General features: G+C 34.6%; 16 protein-coding genes and 1 tRNA gene. 7 read left to right on the top strand and 10 right to left on the bottom strand.

Annotated elements, in window-relative coordinates; translation table 11 throughout:
- Window positions 1–126 precede the first annotated feature (126 nt).
- Entirely contained in the window at window positions 127–918 is a 792-nt protein-coding gene (locus CLU97_RS22445) for a DUF2490 domain-containing protein (RefSeq protein WP_183084665.1), read from the bottom strand.
- Window positions 919–1304: 386 nt separating this feature from the next.
- Complete coding sequence (locus tag CLU97_RS22440) at window positions 1305–1721, bottom strand: hypothetical protein (RefSeq protein ID WP_121490078.1); 417 nt, start codon at window positions 1719–1721, stop codon at window positions 1305–1307.
- A gap of 253 nt (window positions 1722–1974) precedes the next feature.
- Here CLU97_RS22440 and CLU97_RS22435 point away from each other — a divergent pair, with 253 nt between their 5' ends.
- From CLU97_RS22435 to CLU97_RS22425, 3 genes are all read left to right on the top strand, one after another.
- Entirely contained in the window at window positions 1975–4440 is a 2466-nt protein-coding gene (locus CLU97_RS22435) for an EndoU domain-containing protein (protein ID WP_121490077.1), read from the top strand.
- A gap of 2 nt (window positions 4441–4442) precedes the next feature.
- Window positions 4443–4781 carry a hypothetical protein gene (locus CLU97_RS22430; protein WP_121490076.1) on the top strand — a complete coding sequence of 113 codons (339 nt, stop codon included), beginning with the start codon at window positions 4443–4445 and terminating at the stop codon, window positions 4779–4781.
- A gap of 284 nt (window positions 4782–5065) precedes the next feature.
- Window positions 5066–5281, top strand: a complete 216-nt coding sequence (locus CLU97_RS22425) for a hypothetical protein (RefSeq protein ID WP_105702632.1) — start codon at window positions 5066–5068, stop codon at window positions 5279–5281.
- Window positions 5282–5404: 123 nt separating this feature from the next.
- Here the strand turns inward: CLU97_RS22425 and CLU97_RS22420 are convergent.
- A tRNA-Ser gene (locus CLU97_RS22420) sits at window positions 5405–5491 on the bottom strand.
- 55 nt (window positions 5492–5546) lie between these two features.
- Window positions 5547–6563, bottom strand: coding sequence for an asparaginase (locus tag CLU97_RS22415; protein WP_121490075.1), 1017 nt, complete (start codon window positions 6561–6563; stop codon window positions 5547–5549).
- 160 nt (window positions 6564–6723) lie between these two features.
- Here CLU97_RS22415 and CLU97_RS22410 point away from each other — a divergent pair, with 160 nt between their 5' ends.
- Window positions 6724–7404 carry a TrmH family RNA methyltransferase gene (locus CLU97_RS22410; protein WP_121490074.1) on the top strand — a complete coding sequence of 227 codons (681 nt, stop codon included), beginning with the start codon at window positions 6724–6726 and terminating at the stop codon, window positions 7402–7404.
- Window positions 7405–7454: 50 nt separating this feature from the next.
- On the opposite strand, the gene CLU97_RS22405 is transcribed toward CLU97_RS22410, so the two are convergent.
- Genes CLU97_RS22405 through tsaD form a run of 3 tightly spaced genes read right to left on the bottom strand, consistent with a single transcriptional unit; the run spans window position 7455 to window position 9555 of the window.
- Entirely contained in the window at window positions 7455–8150 is a 696-nt protein-coding gene (locus CLU97_RS22405) for an RsmE family RNA methyltransferase (RefSeq protein ID WP_121490073.1), read from the bottom strand.
- Entirely contained in the window at window positions 8147–8542 is a 396-nt protein-coding gene (locus CLU97_RS22400; RefSeq protein WP_121490072.1) for a hypothetical protein, read from the bottom strand. The genes CLU97_RS22405 and CLU97_RS22400 overlap by 4 nt, the downstream gene beginning before the upstream one ends.
- Window positions 8539–9555 carry a tRNA (adenosine(37)-N6)-threonylcarbamoyltransferase complex transferase subunit TsaD gene (gene tsaD, locus CLU97_RS22395; RefSeq protein ID WP_121490071.1) on the bottom strand — a complete coding sequence of 339 codons (1017 nt, stop codon included), beginning with the start codon at window positions 9553–9555 and terminating at the stop codon, window positions 8539–8541. The genes CLU97_RS22400 and tsaD overlap by 4 nt, the downstream gene beginning before the upstream one ends.
- Window positions 9556–9559: 4 nt before the next feature.
- On the opposite strand from tsaD, the gene CLU97_RS22390 reads away from it, so the two are divergent.
- The 3 genes from CLU97_RS22390 (at window position 9560) to CLU97_RS22380 (ending at window position 15402) form a co-directional block, all read left to right on the top strand.
- A complete protein-coding gene (locus tag CLU97_RS22390) occupies window positions 9560–14350 on the top strand; it encodes a translocation/assembly module TamB (protein ID WP_121490070.1) in 4791 nt (1596 codons plus the stop codon).
- Between the two features lie 134 nt (window positions 14351–14484).
- Window positions 14485–14955 (top strand): Lrp/AsnC family transcriptional regulator, encoded by a 471-nt coding sequence (locus CLU97_RS22385; RefSeq protein ID WP_034696982.1) that lies wholly within the window; start codon window positions 14485–14487, stop codon window positions 14953–14955.
- A 69-nt stretch (window positions 14956–15024) separates the two neighbouring features.
- A complete protein-coding gene (locus CLU97_RS22380) occupies window positions 15025–15402 on the top strand; it encodes a hypothetical protein (protein WP_121490069.1) in 378 nt (125 codons plus the stop codon).
- 84 nt (window positions 15403–15486) lie between these two features.
- Here CLU97_RS22380 and gwsS read toward each other — a convergent pair whose 3' ends face one another.
- From gwsS to gwsG, 3 genes are all read right to left on the bottom strand, one after another.
- The gene (gwsS, locus tag CLU97_RS22375) at window positions 15487–16557 is read right to left on the bottom strand and encodes a grasp-with-spasm system SPASM domain peptide maturase (RefSeq protein ID WP_121490068.1); all 1071 of its coding nucleotides are present in this window, start codon (window positions 16555–16557) and stop codon (window positions 15487–15489) included.
- A 58-nt stretch (window positions 16558–16615) separates the two neighbouring features.
- The gene (locus tag CLU97_RS22370; RefSeq protein ID WP_183084664.1) at window positions 16616–17422 is read right to left on the bottom strand and encodes a GLPGLI family protein; all 807 of its coding nucleotides are present in this window, start codon (window positions 17420–17422) and stop codon (window positions 16616–16618) included.
- 249 nt (window positions 17423–17671) lie between these two features.
- Entirely contained in the window at window positions 17672–18574 is a 903-nt protein-coding gene (gwsG, locus tag CLU97_RS22365; RefSeq protein ID WP_121490066.1) for a grasp-with-spasm system ATP-grasp peptide maturase, read from the bottom strand.
- Window positions 18575–18617 lie beyond the last annotated feature (43 nt).

The raw sequence follows: 18617 nt of genomic DNA, 5'->3' as shown, positions 1-18617 counted from the left end.
CTCTTGCAAGATTTTTTGTTTTGATCTACCACAAAAATAAATACCCGATACGACAGAACTTGACGTAATTTAAACAAATAAAAATCTCTTACATTCTGTAAAAGACTTTGGGTTTTTAAGTTGGTTTTATCTCTTTTTATAAGGAATATTCCATACCAGATCAGCGGTCAGATAATGAACGCCACCATGATGAATACTTCTGCTATCTCTGATGAGGTCATCCATATAGCCTATATCCACAGTAAAAGGAGAATTGGGAATAGTGAATATATAATAGGCTGCAATACGCATTTCACGATACCCGAATGAATCCCATTTAGAATCCGGTTCATTGAGATGACTTATAGAGAACAATGCTTCTGCACTCAACGCCAGCTTTTGATTATTTTTAGGAGATAAATTGTAGGTCAACTGGCTTTTGATACGGGTTCTTAATTGAAAATCCTCTTCTACCTGATGAAAGTCTGCATCAAAAAACTTCCTGAATTCCTGTCGTACCGTATTTTTCAGTTTCCATTTTTTTCCAAGATCAAAAGTGTAGGCATATCTTCCGTAAATCCTGAATTCCTGTTCTGTATTTTCCTTATCATAAGGAGCCGTACTTTCATATTGTGGCTGCAGGCGGTAACTCAAAGCATAGCTGTACTGCTGATGTGGAGCAAATGAATGATAAACTTCATGATTCAAGACGATGATAGCTTGTTTTGAAAATAGATTATGATTATCCGGGCTGCTTTTTCTCCCTATTGCAATATAGCTCAAAGCCTGTTTCTTACCCAAAGAATCCAATTGCCGCTTCACTCCAAAGGCTCCCCAGAATGCATTGTTGGCATCTCCCAATCCGGGTGGACTGATCTGCGCCTGCATAGTGGCTCCTATAAATCCCAATAAAAATAATACTGTAAAAAATTTCTTCATGCTCAATAGTGTGGATAACTGTTTTAATGTTAAATGACTGCGAAACCATGAAATGAATATGAATATTGTTGAGACGCAGATAGAATACTTATTGATGTCAAAATTATAGGCTTTGTTCATAAATTGTTTATTCAAAATCTTTTAATACTGTTTAAAAACAAGACAAAGCAAAGACCTGATTTAGGATAAATTTAGGAATAAAGCTTTTTGGACTAAAGGATAATTGTTAATAAAATGTGGATAACTTATTAATAACTTGTGGAAATGTGGACAAGTATTTTTGACTTAATTATAAATAGATTGATTTTCTGATACATAGATGCAATAATAAATTGCCACAATATAAAATACTGTGGCAATTTGGTTGTATGGACTGTTATTTACATTTAGTTCTGTCTTACTCCGCACATAGCATCCCATGTGGTCCAAAAATGAGCATTGATGGCTCCAATAGGAGGATTTGTGCTGTCTGCAACGATGCCTACCATAGAAGCACAGTTGGAATTGCAGCCTATTTCATTATGACTTCCCTGTTGTGGCGGAATCTGACGCCAGGTACCGGTAGATCCACTCAATAATTCTACTTTAATTTCAAAGATCCCGGAAAGATTAGGAGTCTGAATTTGTTTAGTCGGATTCTCACTTGAGATAAAGTCACTCCAGTTTCCCTGTGAGAAAATTACACGCCATGTAGAAATCATTTTTGAGGTATCATTTTGTGGGGAAAGATACACCCAGAACTGTGCTCCGTTTCCAAGTACTAACTGACCTGAAGAATTTGTATTTACACTTGTTGATGTCATATCGATTTGGATTTTAGATGGTTAGGTTGTATTTCAAAGTAACGAAGAACAGAGATTATATGGTATAGTATAAATAACCAATTGTAGGGGTTAGTAGAAATACTTAGGAAAAGATGAAAGGTAAAACTGAAGCCTGATTTGTATTAGTTGTTTTTGCTAGAAATATGACTATTAATTTAATACGTCGAGTTTTGTCGCTCTCACGATAGATATTTGTGTCAAGAAAAATCACATAATATAAAATGAAATACAAATGGATCTTCAGAATTATTTAAACGAAATACAGGATTTTGATGATGCTTCGCAAAAGCAGCTTTTAGCAGAATGGAAAGACGGAGCATTTTTGGATATCCCTTCCATGATGCAGCAAACTAACAAAAGTTTGTTGGACTTTTTTAATACTCAAAATAATATGCCTCTGCCTAATCCATTAGGAGAAACGATAAGAGGGATGAATAATATGAGCCCTTTGCTACAAATAAAACCTCCAAACAATAGCAAAACGTCACAATCTCTTAAAACATCTTATTTTATAGATGCACAAATAGAAAAAAAAGGCAATCTATCTGTAATAAATGATTTAAAAAAAACAGCTAAAGATGGATTTTTATACACTTCTCTGGATGTCTTTTTTGATAAGAATTTAAATGGGATACAAGATCCTGATGAAAAGTTGATGTTTAAAGTTTATTTTTTCTTTTCAGATGACGGGAACAAAGTGCGTGAAGCTTATCAGGTTTCCAGACTAGAGGAGAGTGATATCTATTTCTTTATTGAGGGGGATGAAGATTTCTTTTCTTCCAAAAAATTATATGCAAAAGTTTCACCGGAAGTAAAAAAGCAATTCTATAATAAAGACGGAGAACTGGATGAAAAGTTTTTCAATTCCTCAGTAATGGGTACACTTTCTAAAGAAACGGGATTTGAGGCTGATATTGTAAGAGAACTTCTTGAAAATGGAAATGTTGAGAAAGAAAATGTGAATTTAGAAAAGATGATAACAGCACTTAAACAGGGGCTTGTATATTTTTTTTCTACATCAAAAGCTTTAGGATGGGCATGTAATAAAATCGGGAATGGCTTAGACTATTTAAAAATATCAGATGATTTCTGGGATACTCAAAGTGAAGATTATTTTTTTGACAAAGATAACCTTATCAAAAAAATTATTATTTCAGATGATCTTATTAATAAAATAGATAAACTTTTTGAAAATAAAAAAGGTTTAGATCTGCATGATATTACTCCGAATATTCTTGAGCAATATATTAAAAAGTATTCAGGCGCAATAAAGAGATTTATACAATATTATAATGACTTTGTTACCCGGGAGATAGATGCTGTTTACCAATTGGCAGATGGTGGTATAGGAGAGTTTCTTGCAGGGAAAATGCAATTATGGGTTGCGTTTCGATGTGGTCTGTGGAATGGAATAGTAGATTTTATATCTTCATTATTCAAGTTTGTAGGAGAGATTCTAGAAGCCCCTTTCAATGCCGTTCTTGATTTTCAAGGGGCGATGGAAACATTGGATAATATTTACGATTTTCTGTTTGGGGGGCATTTTCTGGAAAATTTGGGAAATGCTGCTACAGAGATGTATAATAAGTTATTAGACTTTTGTAAAACTCATAATAAAGAAGATTATGATTGGGTGAGGGTTTCCTATATTGCAGGAAGCGGTATTGCCTTTATTGCGAGTTTTTTTATACCTTTTACACAGGTTTTGAAAGCCGCCAATCTTGGTAAGGTTGCTGAAATTATTCAGGCTGTAAATAAAGAAGTAGGAGCAGCTCTCTCAGCAGCATCAAAATATAGTAAGGGTCAGGCATATAAAGCATTAAGTGCTTTGTTGGAACTCTTTTCAAAGGGAGGGAAAGCATTTTGGAATTTCCTGAAAAATGTCTGGGATGAGCTTGAAAAATGGTTTTTGAGTGCAAGGTTTAAACTTTCTAAAGTCGCAGAATTTTTAGGATTTGGCTTTAGTAGAGAAACAGCAGAAACTCTAGGTAATCTTGGATTAAAACCTAAAACTGTTTTTGAACAAACCGGGCTGGGAGCTAATCTTCCTTATGGAAATTTTGTAACCAGATTGGAGTATAAAGGTTTTACTGTATTTAAAGGGAGTAAAAAACAGGTTGCAGCTTTTGCAAAAGAGTTAAAAGGCATGAGCAATGAGGCAGCTATAAAATATCTGGATGATTTATTAGAAAAAATCTTTATTATTGGAGAACGATTTGAAAAGCATATAGAAGATGGACATGTTCGTATAAAAAAATTTAAAGCCGATAATCTGGTTGATGAATATGAATATCTTGCTAGTCAAGGAGGAAGGGCTGCAGAGCGGGGATTTAATTATAGTCCTAGTGTTGGAGGTTTCCATATCTTAAACAAATTAAATAATAGTTTGGTGAGAATTATAGCGAATCTCGGAACAAAAATATTACCTACAGGAGAAACAGTACGTTTAGCACACATAGAATACTGGGTTGAAGAAATGGGTAGATGGAAATTGAAGCCAGATACTCACACTTTCTTTCCTAGTAAATGGGATATCAATAAAATAAAGAAAGTAGTACAAGAAGCAAGTGCGAATATTATTGAAAGAGAAGGTAATAGATATGTTGGCATATCTAAAGATGGAATTAAAATTGAAATGTATATAAATCCAAAAACGAGAGAAATTCAAACTGCATACATAACATTTAAAAAACATTAAAAATGAGTAAAGTAGAATTCAAAGTAATTGATAATGATTATCAGATTGTAAAATCAACTGACGAGAAATATATATTGTTAAGTCTATTTATTGGTAAATTTCGTGAATCTGATAACATTCAAGAAATTATAGATATGCTAGAAGATGTTAAAAATGAAAATAAGACATGGAAAGAAGTTATAGAGCCTTATGGTATGTTTTTACCAATTGGATATGACTCTGGGCACTTTAAATGTGATAAAGAGATAGCATACTTTATTTCGGATCAGCAAGAGTATCAGAATATGGAAATGCCTTTACAAGAACTTATAGATTTAATGAAAGATTGGAAAACATTTTAATTATATAAAGTAAAGATTATTATCAGCAAATTAAAGAAAGATGGAAAAAATGTTTTTGAAGCTTATATAGGGCTTAAACAAACATTATCTCCTTTAGAATCTATGAATGAAATGAGAAAAGAATTCATTCAAATTACTTTTGAAGAAGCAAAAGAAATAATGATAATCTGTATCACAGATTATCATTCAATAGAAGAATATCAAGGTAGTATTTAAATGATAATAAAAAAAATTACAGAGAATTAGGTTTAGCACCTCTTAATATTACTGTTGATAAAGTAAAAATGAAAAAAATAATTATTAAAGAAAATAGTCAAGATATTTTGTTGGCATTAAAAGTTTTATATTCTAATCAGTGTTTATCTTCATTAGAAGATGTTGCTGAAAAGTTAGAATTATATAGAAAAAATGATTTTGTAGAAATTATAGCTGACGAGAATAAAGTTATGGAGTCAAAAAAAATGTTGGACTCATTAAATATTAGTTATGATTTTGAATAGATTATTTTAAAATTAAAAATAATCTATGCTAGCTTTGCTATATCATAATTGTTATATCCTATTTAATGTATTATGAAAACAAAAAAATCCTGTGCTAAACCAGCACAGGATTTTATTTTCTTGCAGAGAGGAAGGGATTCGAACCCTCGATACAGTTACCCGTATACTACCTTTCCAGGGTAGCTCCTTCAACCACTCGGACACCTCTCTTTTTGAGATTGCAAAAATAGTGTAATTTCTGGAATATCCAAATTATTCTTACAATTTAATCTGTAATTTCTCCACAAAGGCTTCTGGTGAAATTATCCGCGAAACTTCCGGAGTAACTTGGGTTATCAATCAGGTGCATTGCTTTGGTAATTGCCGTTTCTGCAGTCATATCTCTTCCGCTGATGGCTCCGATTCTGGAGAAAATATTACTGTTTTCATACTTTCCGAATGAGATTCCTCCTGAAATACACTGACTTACCACCACAATTTCAGTTCCGTTATTTCTGATTTCCTGAAGCGTTTCTTGAGTTTTTGCACTGCTGAAAATAGTTCCTGAGCCAAAAACCTGAAGGATTAGAACCTTCATTTTAGGGATTTCTTTGAAGTGGCTCAGATGCATACCTGGGAAAATTCTCCAGAATAAAATATCCTCAGAAATATGTTCATCCACATGAAATTCTACCTCCGGATCACAACGGAACAGGTTATCTTTAATAATATTCAAATGAACTCCGGATTGTCCCAAAATAGGGTAGTTCGGACTTGAATAAGCATCAAAGTACTCCGCAGAATATTTCAAAGTTCTGTTTCCTCTTAATAATTTGTACTCAAAATATACGGCAACCTCCTGAATAACTGCTTCATCATTCTCATAAAGGCTTGCATAATAAAGACTCGTTAGAAGATTTTCCTTCGCATCCGTTCTTAAATCACCAATAGGAAGCTGGGAACCTGTCATAATTACCGGTTTTCTTAATCCTTTTAGCATAAAACTTAATGCTGATGCCGTATAAGACATGGTGTCCGTTCCATGAAGGATCAAAAATCCATCATAATCATCATAATTTTTTTGAATATAATTAGCGATCACTCTCCATTCTTCAGGACCCATATCTGAGGAATCCAGTGGCTTAGCAAAAGGGTGAACAAATACTTCACATTCCATCAGCCTCATTTCTGGCATTTTTTCAAATATATTACCAAAATCAAAAGCACGGAGACTTCCGGTTTCGTAATCTTTTTCCATTCCGATGGTTCCACCGGTATAGATGAGCAGGACTTTTCGCTTCATGTATTATTTTAATTAAGAATTGGAGACCGATTAGGGTTCATAGGTCAAAATTACGTTAATTTGCAAAGATTTGAAAATGAATGAAACGCTTATCATGAAATTTTATCAAAATAAAATGAACATGGCAGACGTTTCATAAGGCTATTGAAAAAATAACTGAATGCGGATGAAAGACTTAGCGCAAACTTACGAATATTTAAAACAGTTTTTAACCGAAGAAAGACTCGCAAAAATTGAACATTTTTCCCAGGAAAGTTCAGATTTTGTACTTCCTGTTGTGGAAGATGTCTACCAGTTTCGAAATGCAGCAGCCATTGTACGTTCTGTGGAAGCATGCGGCTTTCATAAAGTAGTGGCTTTGCAGGAAGAATACAGTTTTGAACCCAATCTTCGGGTAACAAAAGGGGCTGATACATGGGTAGAGATAGAGAAACTTCCCAGAAATATGGAATCTTTTCAGTCCATTAAAGACAGAGGGTACAAAATAGTGGTTGTTTCGTTGGAGAATAATGCTAAAATGCTGCCTGAATATGAAATTACCGAACCCATTGCTTTGGTTTTCGGAACTGAAATGGAAGGTGTTTCTCAGGAAATTCTGGACTTTGCCGATGAGACACTGGCGATTCCTATGTATGGTTTTACTAGAAGCTTCAATGTTTCTGTAGCCGCATCCATTTGCATGTATGAGCTGAAACAAAAGCTGATAAAATCTGATATAGATTATAAACTGGATGAAGAAAAGCTTTTAAGAATGAAAATCCTTTGGACAGTTAATTCAATCAGGAGCGGACAGCAGATTTTTGAAAAATACCTGCGCGAAAACAATATTGATTGGAAATAATTAATGAGAAATAAAAAAGAGAAGACGTTGAATCTTCTCTTTTTGTTTTTTTATATCATATTGTAATAATTCCATGCAACTACAAAAACGCCGGCAGTTTCTGTTCTGAGCCTTTGATTACCGAGTGAAACTGCTTTTACTTTATTTTCTGCCAGAAATGCAATTTCCTTTTCAGAGAAATCACCTTCAGGACCAATTAAAAAAGTAAGCTGTTCCAATTGAGGAATATTTTTAAGGTCAATTCTTTCCAGATTTTCATGACAGTGTGCTACAAAAGTATTTCCCGGATTAATGTTTTTAAGAAAATCGGTTAGTTTTACAGCATCATTAATGACCGGAAAATGAAATCTCAGACTTTGCTTTGATGCAGCAACAGCCTGCTTTCTGATTTTATCAATATTGATGTTTTTGCGCTCTGTTTTTTCTGTTACGATAATACTGATCTCAGAAATTCCCATTTCTACAGCTTTTTCCACAAAGAATTCAATTCTGTCAATATTTTTGGTAGGAGCAATCGCAATATGAAGTTTCGGATTGAATTCCGGAAGATTTTCTTGGATTTCAGAAATTTCAAGTCCTGCTTTCTTACCTTCTATAACCAGTTTTCCCGAAGCTAATTTTCCTTTTCCATCTGTCACATGAATATCTTCACCATCTTTCATCCGAAGAACCTTTACAATATGCTGTTGCTCTTCATCATTGATGGTGACTTTTTGATCTTCTATTTCTCCGTAAAATAATTTCATATATCCTGGTTTATAAAGGCAACTCCTGTTTTGATGGTTGTATAGATGTCTGTATCACACTCTCTGTAAGAACACATGTATATTTCTTCTATCCAGTTATTGTTAATGAAAATCAGATTTAAATATTCCTGTTTTCTTAAATTATTTTTGATCGATAAAAAATCTCCTTCTTTTGGAGTGTAAGGAAAACTAAAAACATGCTCAGAATTAATTAATTGTAAAACTTCATCTTTGATATCCTGAATATATCCTGTCTCAGAACTTCCGCCGTTAAACTCTGAAAAAGTTTCTGATCCCTCGTGTCTTCCTGTGATCGTTTCTAATACCCAATAATATTTAGAATTCTTTTTAGAATGGGTTCCCAGTATTTTTTCTTCTAAGAGTATTTTCATAAATCATATTTTGCTGTTGCGGAAGTTCTCAAATCTGTAAATTCTCCCCGCTCAAATTTCAGCTTCGCTACCATGGCAATCATGGCTGCATTATCTGTTGTATATTCAAACTTTGGAATGTAAATATCCCAACCCAGTCTTTCTTTATTATCTTCCATGGCTTTTCTAAGTGCAGAATTGGCAGAAACACCACCTGCAATGGCTACCTGATTTACATTGAGGTCTTTGGCTGCTTTTTCAAGCTTATTCATCAGAATTTCAATAATTGATTTCTGTACAGAAGCACATAAGTCATTAAGATTTTCTTTAATGAAATCCGGATTTTTTCTGACTTCCTTCTGGATGAAATATAAAACGGAAGTTTTAATGCCGCTGAAAGAATAATCGTAGTTTTCCAGCTTCGGTTTATTGAATTTAAAAGCATCAGGATTTCCTTCCTTAGCAAGTCTGTCAATAATAGGCCCGGCAGGGTACTCAAGGTCAAAAATCTTCCCGATTTTATCAAAAGCTTCTCCCGCTGCGTCATCGGTGGTTTTCCCGATGATTTCCATGTCGAAATAGTCCTTTACCAATACAATCATGGTATGCCCGCCACTTACGGTAAGACATAAGAAAGGGAAGGTAGGCGGCACAGGATTTGCATCTTCGATGAAATGGGCCAGAATGTGGGCTTGAAGGTGATTTACCTCAATAAGTGGTACATTAAGGCTCATAGCCAAAGACTTAGCAAATGATGTTCCTACAAGAAGAGATCCTAAAAGTCCCGGTCCGCGAGTAAATCCTATAGCAGAGATAGCATTTTGTTGTATATTTGCTTTAGAAAAAGATTTTTCAACAACGGGGATAATATTTTGCTGATGGGCTCGTGAAGCCAATTCAGGGACAACGCCGCCATATTCTTTGTGGATGGCCTGGTTCGCGGCAATGTTTGAAAGAATAGAATTTCCCTTGATGATAGCTGCTGAGGTGTCGTCACAGGACGATTCAATACCTAAAATTATAGAGTCGCTCATAATAATGGCAAAGTTAGAGAATAATAACGAGAATGAGAATAAAAAATCTGTAGCTGAAAACCTAGGGGATCAGGTACAGAAAACTGTTGAAAATGTAGAGGGTAAAGTACGTGAAACAGTAAAAGAAGCATCTGAGCTGGCATCAGATGCCATACATCATCCGGTGGAAACAGCTGAAGAGTTTGGTAAGCAGGCTGTGAAGGATGTTACCAGCTATACCTGGTGGGCAAAACTTCTACTGATTCTCTTTTGGCTGGGTATTTTTCTTGTGGGCGGAGTTCTTATTGCCATCAATCTTCCGGTAACGAAACAATGGGCAGCAGATCAGGCTCTAAAGCTTGTTAATAATGATTTTAAATCTGGATTTACCACAGAAAGTGTAGACGTTAATTACTTCGGTGATGTGACGATAAAAGGGTTAAAGGTTAAAGATTATAAAGGTTTTAACTTTATTACAGCCCGCGAATTCCGTGCAGATTCCGACTGGATATCTCTGGCCGCCAATGCTATTTCAGGAAACAGCAATTCTTTAAGCTTTAACTCTCTGGCTTTGGTAAATGCTGATGTAAAAGTAATTACTTATAAAGGAGACAGTATCTCAAATTTTGTAAGATTTGTAGAGCTATTTGACAACGGGAAGAAAAGAGACCCGAAAAAACCTCCTTTTCAGCTGAATTCCAGAATTCAGATTATTGACTCTAAAGTTTCTATTGTTAATGAAAATTCTCCCGGTGAACAGGGAAAATGGCTGACTGCAACAAAATTTAACTTAAAAGCACCAAACGTAAAAGTCAATGGCCCGAATGTTTCGGCATTAATTAATAATATGTCATTTGTAACCTCAAGATGGGGAAAATCCCATTTTGTAGATACCTTTTCAACAGAACTGTCTCTCACGAAGCAGTTTTTGTCATTAAAAGACCTTACACTCAATACAGATCATAGCTTACTTCAGGGAGATATTAAATTTAATCTTCATGACGGATCCTGGGCAGATTTTGCAGATAAAGTACGATGGGATATGAATATCCAGCAGGGAAGCCAGCTAAGCGGATATGATATCAGTTATTTTGTAACAAACTGGGATAATATTAAACCGTTCAATCTTGCAGGAAAAATGACGGGGTCTTTGAACAAATTCCACCTGGAAAATTTCCTGATCAGAAATCCTGATGTGAATATTGCCACCAAAACCATGAAGGTTGATAATTTACTGAAAGGTCATTTTTCCATAGAAACGAAAGATCTTTCCACAGATTTTACCTACAAAGATTTAAAAGCAATGATGCCTTCCTTTATCTCCAAAAAGATGAAGAATTTTGCAGACGATTTTGGGAAGCTAAAGTATAACGGAACCGCAAAAGTAAATCCGGATCAGATCTATGTGGATAATGGAAACTTAATAACCGGAATAGGGCAGGCTAAAATTTCCAAGCTTACCTTAACAGGCTACAGCAATGCGATGCCGAAATATTCTGGATATCTTGATGTAAAAGATCTTAACACCTCTGTTATTACAAAAAATAAAACAGTTGGATTGATTTCCGGTAAGTTTGATCTTAACGGACAAAGCTTTGATGTCAATACTATGCGTCTGACTACAAAGTCCCAGATTGCCAGTGTTGAAATAATGGATAAAACAATCAATAATCTATATCTGGACGGATTATTGGATCACAAAAAATACAACGGATTGATTACCGTTAATGATGAGCAGGCAAAAGCTACCATCAAAGGATTAATAGATTTCAGTACTTCAAGGGTTTCCATGGATGTGAATGCAGATGTCACTTACCTGAACATGAACTATTTTACCAATAAACCCGGCAGCCAGGTGGTAAGCGGTCAGGTTGAAGGGAAAATGGCCATGTCTTCTATCAACGATCTCACTTTGGATGTGAATGCCAATAACCTGAATTTTGCTACAGCAACTCAAAAATATAATATCCCGAATGCCAAATTAAAAACATTCGTAGAAGCGGGAGGACGTGTGATTGATGTAGATGCGCCGGGAGCAGCTACTGGTAAAATATCTGGAAGATACAGCCTTGCAGACCTTGCCGGAATGGTAGAAAACGGAGTAGGAAGAATTCTGGTAGGTCCACCGCCGAGAAAATTATACCGCGGGCAGAATTTTGCCCTGAAATTTGATGTTCAGCAAGGATTGGTCAATTATTTCTTACCAGAACTGAGATTACCTCAGGGGGCTGTTGTAGAAGGAGAATATAACGGAGATTCAAATAACCTGATCCTGAATCTGGATGCAGCTTCTTTGAAATATATCATGACGAAAGAGGAAGAGATTACCGATGCTGATAAAGCGCTGGCATCTTCCAATCCTGATTATAAAGTTCATGATCGTAGACATAACAGCAGAGACAGTGCAATGGTAGACAGTGTTAAAGTAAGAATTAACACGGCGGATCTTAACCAGCAATTGTATGCAAGGATCAGCAAAGTACTCTATAATAAAAATGTCATCAAAGATTTTGAGCTGAAAGGGAATAATGAAAATGGCAATACACTTCATCTAGCAACTACATTTAAACATGGAAGTCCTGATGATGAATTGAATGAAAAGCTTAAAGAATACGCCATCAATGTAGATCAGTCTACAGATGCAGCCGGTGATTTTGTATTTAAATTTGAACCTACTGAAGTAAAATTCAATGAAGTAACCTGGGCAATAGATACAAGCCCTGAACTGAATCATTCTATTACTTACAGGAAGGCTACCGGAGATTTTGATATCAGAAACCTGAGAGTATATTCCGATAAAAGTGCTTTGTTTGTAAAAGAAGCACAGTTTAAATCAGCAAAAGATTTTTATGTAGATGCAGAAATCAATGATTTTGCAATAGAAAAGCTTCTGGAAATGCAATCCGGAGGAAATACCATGGATATTAAAGGTCTTGCTAACGGAAGTGTCAAGATCAAAATGGATAAAAGTACCTTACAGCCACTCGTAGATCTTAATATTGATGCTATTAAGATGAATGGTAATGATATGGGAGATATTTCTATTTCTGCAACCAACGGTTTCTCTCTGAATGTATATGATATTGACGTAAAAGTACACTCTGCCGGAGTTTTAGGGAATAACAGCCTTAATTTAACGGGAACGGTTAATAATAACACTTCTTCTCCAATCATTGATCTTACCGCAGAAATGCGTGATTTTGACCTGTCATTTACACAGCAGTTTGTACAGACTATTTTCGGGAACCTTCGCGGAAAAGCTACCGGAGATCTTAAAATTAACGGAAAACTGAATAACCTGGATTATAATGGTGATATCGCGTTAAAAGATTTTGGATTAAAGCTTTTATTTACAGGAGTAGATTATTCTTTTGATGATACAGTGATACAGCTGACCAAAGGGCTTGCTATCCTTAACAATATTGAGGTACACGATGGAAGAACCAATTCCAAAGGGAATGTCTCTGGGGCGATTCAGTTTGAAACCCTTTCTTCAATGGGGGTATCTCTCGTAATGAGAGCAGACAACCTTTTGATGTTAAATACTACCCAGAAAGATTTTGACCTGTTCTGGGGTAGAGTTTACGGACAGGGAGATTTGTACGTGGATGGACCTGTTTCAGGATTGAGTATCACAACACCCAATATGAAGGCGCTTAACGGAAGTACCTTTACCTTCAATTCCAGCTCTACTTCCAATGTTGAAGAATTTAAAATGCTGAGGTTCCTGAAAGAAGGAAAAGACGGTTTAATTACCCTGGAAGAAAAGAAAAAAACCGGAGCCAATATGAATATTGATTTCAATCTGGCTGTAGATAAAGGAACTACCGTAAATGTACTGGTAGGAGATGATGTTGGAAATATTACTGTAAAAGGATCTGCAGATCCGCTGAGGTTCCATATGAACAGACAGGGGAATATTGCTATGAGTGGTACTTATAAAGTAGATAACGGAACATTTGTCTCTAAGGCAATTCTTAATAAAACATTCCAGATTGAAAGAAACAGCAGCATCCGATGGGATGGTGATGCGATGAAGCCCACGTTAGATATTAATGCTAACTATATAAGAATGGTTTCCAATGCCGGGGAATATCTGAGTCTTGGGAAATTACAGCCTATCAGTATCTTACTGCAGGCCCACATTACCCAGTCGTTGATAGACCCTCAGATTGATCTTAATGTGACAGCAATGGATGTATCCAGCCAGGTAAGAGAAACCCTTGCGGCGAAAATGAGCCAGGAAGGTGAGAAGGTACTTCAGTTCGGTTCTGTTCTTTTGCTGAGCACGTTTAACGTGTCCAACAGTGGTGGAGTAGAAGTAAATGTAGGAAACGTTGCAGAATCACAGGGGTATAATATGCTTCTGAAGCAGTTGGGATCTGTACTTAATACAATGAGTAATGAATTCCAGATTGACCTGAATTATGTAAAAGGAGACCAGAATTCCAACTTTGGAGACAGAGCCAATGCCGGAGTAAGCGTAGCCCTTTCTCCAAGGGTAAATATAAAAACCGGTTTGGGTATACCATTATCCAAAACAGATGGCGCGCAAAACAATTATCTGTCCACAGAAGGTTCTGTAGAGTACGATTTATCGAAAAAGAATGACGGTACGTTGGTTATACGTGCTTATTCCAAACCTACAAACATTGGAATGGTGAGTACAAACGGTTCTGCTAATCAAGCCTATGGAGGAGGAGTGGTGTGGAGTAAAAGCTTCAATTCTTTGTTTAAAAAGAAGAAAAAAGACAAAAAAACTTCAGATGCAAAAGGTGAAATAAAAACAGATTCTATAAAATCAAATGGTAAATAATTAGAATTTTTTAATGATTTTTGTCATCTGTGTTAATTATTGTTAATATTTGATATGTATTTTTTAGTTAAATTATTTTTCGTAAATTTGCAAAAAATACATAGGTTTTTTAAAGAAATTGTAATTTAACTAATATGAACTATCAACTGGACGAAATAGACAAGAAGATTCTTGATTTCTTAGTAGAAAACACAAGAATGCCTTTTACAGAAATTGCAAAGCAGATGGATGTTTCTGCTGGAACAATTCACGTAAGAGTGAAAAAGATGGAAGATGCAGGTATTATTTTGGGATCATCTCTTAATATTGATTATGGTAAGCTTGATTATCACTTCACGGCTTTCATAGGTATCCTTTTGACAAAATCAAACCGTACTCAGGAAGTATTGAAAGAATTGTCAACTTTACCTAACGTAATCGAAGCTAGTGTTATTTCCGGAAAATATAATATTTTCTGTAAAGTAAGAGCTAAGAATACTGATGATGCTAAAAGAATTATTTATCAGATAGACGACATTCAGGACGTAATGAGAACTGAAAGTATGATTTCTATGGAAGAATTCTTAAGTGACAAAAACAGACTGATTAACGCTATCTCTGTGTAAGTCAAATTTTAAACGAATAATTATAAAAGAACTTATGAAATCTCTCATAAGTTCTTTATTTTTGCAGGTATGGAAGAATACAGCTATTTTGACGAAGATCCGAAGAAAGGATGGGGATTTGTACTGGCATTTGCAGCTTTAATGCTGTTTACCATAATGGGACTGGGAATAGATGTGGATGAATATCTGCAGCATGAATACCTGCAGATCCCAAGGTGGTATTTTTACGTTATCTTTTCAATTGATCTGCTGATGATGATTGGGTTGGTACTGATGTTCTTCTACAGAAAAGCAGGCATATTTATGTTCCCTGCTTTACTGGTGTTGCACTTCTTTATGCACAATTACTATCTGTCTACCTTTTTGTATACGGATGTAACCAATCTTTTCCTGTTCACAGGATTCGGAATGCTTGCCATTATCCCGAAATGGAAGTTTTTTAAATAAGAATAAAATCAATACGATAAAGTAATAAACCGCTTTTAAATTCTATTTAAAAGTGGTTTTTGAATAATACAAAGGAGTAAAATATTATTTAATCGTCAACGAATTGAAAATTTTCTTCTTTAAAGGATTCTTTGTCCAATTCTTCCATTCTCCGGTATAAGGATTGTAGCCACATTTCAAAGGTTTTGAGATATCAAGACCTGCATTATTTTTCTTATTACCTTCTGTATAGGCTCTACAGTCTGTACAGACATAGCGGAATTCGCAGTCTTTGCAGGTTTCTATGTAATCTTTGGTCAGGTCCCAGTATTTTTTGAAACCGGGCAGATTGGTGGCTTCGTCTAGGTTGCTGGTATGAATATTTCCAAAGCTTTCCACCATTAACGGACAGTTTTTAATATTGCCGTTTCGGTCTATCCCTATCTTTTTATACAGGCAGGAATTGTGGTTGATGGATTCTAATACTTTACTGATATTGGTATTGAAATATTTCAGTTCCACTTTTCCACAGGCAGATAGTTGCAGTTCATCTTCAATGAAATTTAAAGAAAATCTAAAATCATTTTTAGCTTTGAAAGGAGATTGAGAACAATTGTAGAAAATGAGACTGTAGATTCTGACTGTATTCTGCTGAATAACCTGTACAAAAGACAGATCCACTTCCTGATGAAAAGGAGAAAATATTTCTATACCGGATAAGACTGAGGCTGTAAAAATTTCATCAATCTCTATAAATTCCTTTGCAGTGAGTGGTTTTAAACTATAAATAACCAAATGTTTGATTCCGAGATTTTCTACAGAGATTTTCAATTGATGAAGTACACTTATTTCTTCCAGTTCTATAAAAAGGTTTGTGATGGTACTTGGTTCATGAAATTCATAGGAAAGCGGAGGAAAATTTCGGTCCCAGTCATTTTTACTGATGAATCCATATTCTTTTTCTAACAGGAGGTTGATGTATTCCTGAACAATTTCTCTGGATTCCTCGTTATAATTTTTCATCAAGTCTTCAATAGAATGAGATTTTAGTTCTACCATAATCTCATACAGCTCCAAAGGATATAATTCTGACACATTTCTCTGCAAATCCGAGATGAGTATCCGGGTTGGTCCTTTAGTGGCTAGAATGTTACTGAATAGATTGAAATAGGTCATAAGCTAATAAATTATATAAAGACAAATTGCTTTTTTAGTAATCTGAATGATCTTAACGTTACTTATACTCAATTTTGTGATTAAGTTCAATCGGATTGTTATTTTTTCTGATATTGTCCTGTTCTTCTTTATTCATTTGCCTGAAATCAATATCAATAACATTTCCATGAGCATCCTGCATAACAGCTTTTTTAGCATTTCTGATTTTTTGTTCCATTTCAGCGTTAGGGTTATCATAATATGATTTTGCCAGTTGACCATATTTATTCCAATCAATCAGTATTGGTTTTGTTCTGGCATTAAATAGGCTTGCAGATTTTTTAACTTGTACGAGGTCAAACTTATAATCTCCACTGAAGTCTGTTACAGAAATAATCAACCCGGGTAAACCGCTGAAAATATATGGACCTTCATTAATGGGAATATCATTAGAAAACCATGCTGTCCATTCTCGATTTCCATAAGTGGCCACAGCTTTTTGAACATTATAAATTCCAATTTTTTTCTTTTCCGGGGATATTTTCCATTGTATAGTTTCGTCAATAGGGAGGAGATAGCAGAATTGACCGTTTGTAATTATTTTTGATATTTTATGATTTGAAAAATCTTTCTTTATGTAAAATTGGTTTTCAAAACCTGAAGAAAGCATTGGAAAGCCATTGTTCAATTTTAATGAATCTGATTTCCAATCCATGCTTTCTCTGAAAATAGATTGTTTATCTACAAAATCTAAAATCATTGTCTTTGTAGTAAAGTCATCAGGTGTTTTATGATTTAACCGATAACTCACCTCATAAATAAAACTCATTTGTTGCCCAAAACAACATGAAGTTAGAAATACAAATATTAAGCTTAATTTATTCATTTTTATAGTCATTATCTATTTTGAGTTTGTAGTTGTAATTCGATAAAGGGTAAATCTGACATTAGAAAATGTTATAATAATCGGTGTAGTGATTTAAGAGGTTTTTCTCTGGGATAATAGATCGTCTGAAATTTATCTGAATTTAAATAGTATAAGGAGTTGCTATTTAATTTGCTGGTATTTTTGGTTTTAAATAGATCAAGATATTTAAATGTTAGCGGTAATTTATTTTTTCTTTATATAATCTTTTCATAAATATTCAGCTAGTTTTTGTTCCAATGCATAGTTACAAGTACGGGATAAGCTTGAAAACTGACCAATGGGGTTAATTTCCAGAAAATAATATTTTTCTCCTGCCTTTATAAAATCCAGAGAGCCGCAATTGATATCTAAAGATTTCATTAAGAATTCTATTTTGTCCTCTACATGCTTTGGGAGAAGATAAGGCACAGTTCTATTAGGTTTCTTTTTATTGTATTTTCTGAAATCTGTTTTGGTTTGTTCATCATGCTGAGAAAAAATAGCCATAGACCAGCATTTGCTATTCAAATAAAAAGTTCTTATTTCAAAGTCTTTTTCTATTTTTTCCTGGAAAAAAGTGATGAAAAAATCATGATTTTCATGTTCTTCAACTATAGTTGTATACATGAACCCGCTGAAATCTTTTTTAATTTCATCTAAAGTCACATTTCCATTAATTGTTTTTATAATAGTTTTATTGAGTTCAACCTGATCTGTATTTTCTGCCAAAAAAAATTCAGGAATATCAAAACCTAGTTCTTTGGCTTTGTCAAGTACAATAAGTTTGTTCACAAGTGAGGTACTTTCTTTATTGATATGCCTTTTAGATTCGAGCGTTTTTTGTATATAATCTTCAAGCCAATATTGGGTTTCATTCATATTAAGAAGGATTGAATGATTATTGTATTTCAACCGATTGAAGTTTAACCCGCCTCTTCTGTACCAAACACTTTCAATTTCATCCATAAAAAACCTATTGCGGCTGCTTTCAATTAAGATTCTTTTTTCAATGGTTTTTATTTCAAATACTTCATCTTCATGCACCCGAATAAACTTTTTTTTCAGTGCCATTAAGTCTCTGATTACATCTATTGTAGCTATTTCATTTTTCTGGGAGAGTATAAGTATCATAAGGTTTTTTCTGAGGAATGTGTATGGATCAGTTTAAATTCTA

The sequence above is a fragment of the Chryseobacterium sp. 7 genome, assembly GCF_003663845.1.
Lineage (GTDB): Bacteria > Bacteroidota > Bacteroidia > Flavobacteriales > Weeksellaceae > Chryseobacterium.
The sequence above is the reverse complement of the archived record's forward strand: the minus strand, read 5'-3'. Positions and strand labels throughout refer to the sequence as shown.

Coding starts and splice junctions, on each gene's coding strand:
- CLU97_RS22430 (WP_121490076.1), top strand. CDS start 4,443: ATGAGTAAAGTAGAATTCAAAGTAATTGATAATGATTATCAGATTGTA.
- CLU97_RS22415 (WP_121490075.1), bottom strand. CDS start 6,563: ATGAAGCGAAAAGTCCTGCTCATCTATACCGGTGGAACCATCGGAATG.
- CLU97_RS22385 (WP_034696982.1), top strand. CDS start 14,485: ATGAACTATCAACTGGACGAAATAGACAAGAAGATTCTTGATTTCTTA.
- CLU97_RS22410 (WP_121490074.1), top strand. CDS start 6,724: ATGCGGATGAAAGACTTAGCGCAAACTTACGAATATTTAAAACAGTTT.
- CLU97_RS22390 (WP_121490070.1), top strand. CDS start 9,560: ATGGCAAAGTTAGAGAATAATAACGAGAATGAGAATAAAAAATCTGTA.
- CLU97_RS22400 (WP_121490072.1), bottom strand. CDS start 8,542: ATGAAAATACTCTTAGAAGAAAAAATACTGGGAACCCATTCTAAAAAG.
- tsaD (WP_121490071.1), bottom strand. CDS start 9,555: ATGAGCGACTCTATAATTTTAGGTATTGAATCGTCCTGTGACGACACC.
- CLU97_RS22435 (WP_121490077.1), top strand. CDS start 1,975: ATGGATCTTCAGAATTATTTAAACGAAATACAGGATTTTGATGATGCT.
- CLU97_RS22405 (WP_121490073.1), bottom strand. CDS start 8,150: ATGAAATTATTTTACGGAGAAATAGAAGATCAAAAAGTCACCATCAAT.
- CLU97_RS22425 (WP_105702632.1), top strand. CDS start 5,066: ATGAAAAAAATAATTATTAAAGAAAATAGTCAAGATATTTTGTTGGCA.
- gwsS (WP_121490068.1), bottom strand. CDS start 16,557: ATGACCTATTTCAATCTATTCAGTAACATTCTAGCCACTAAAGGACCA.
- CLU97_RS22440 (WP_121490078.1), bottom strand. CDS start 1,721: ATGACATCAACAAGTGTAAATACAAATTCTTCAGGTCAGTTAGTACTT.
- gwsG (WP_121490066.1), bottom strand. CDS start 18,574: ATGATACTTATACTCTCCCAGAAAAATGAAATAGCTACAATAGATGTA.
- CLU97_RS22370 (WP_183084664.1), bottom strand. CDS start 17,422: ATGAATAAATTAAGCTTAATATTTGTATTTCTAACTTCATGTTGTTTT.
- CLU97_RS22380 (WP_121490069.1), top strand. CDS start 15,025: ATGGAAGAATACAGCTATTTTGACGAAGATCCGAAGAAAGGATGGGGA.
- CLU97_RS22445 (WP_183084665.1), bottom strand. CDS start 918: ATGAAGAAATTTTTTACAGTATTATTTTTATTGGGATTTATAGGAGCC.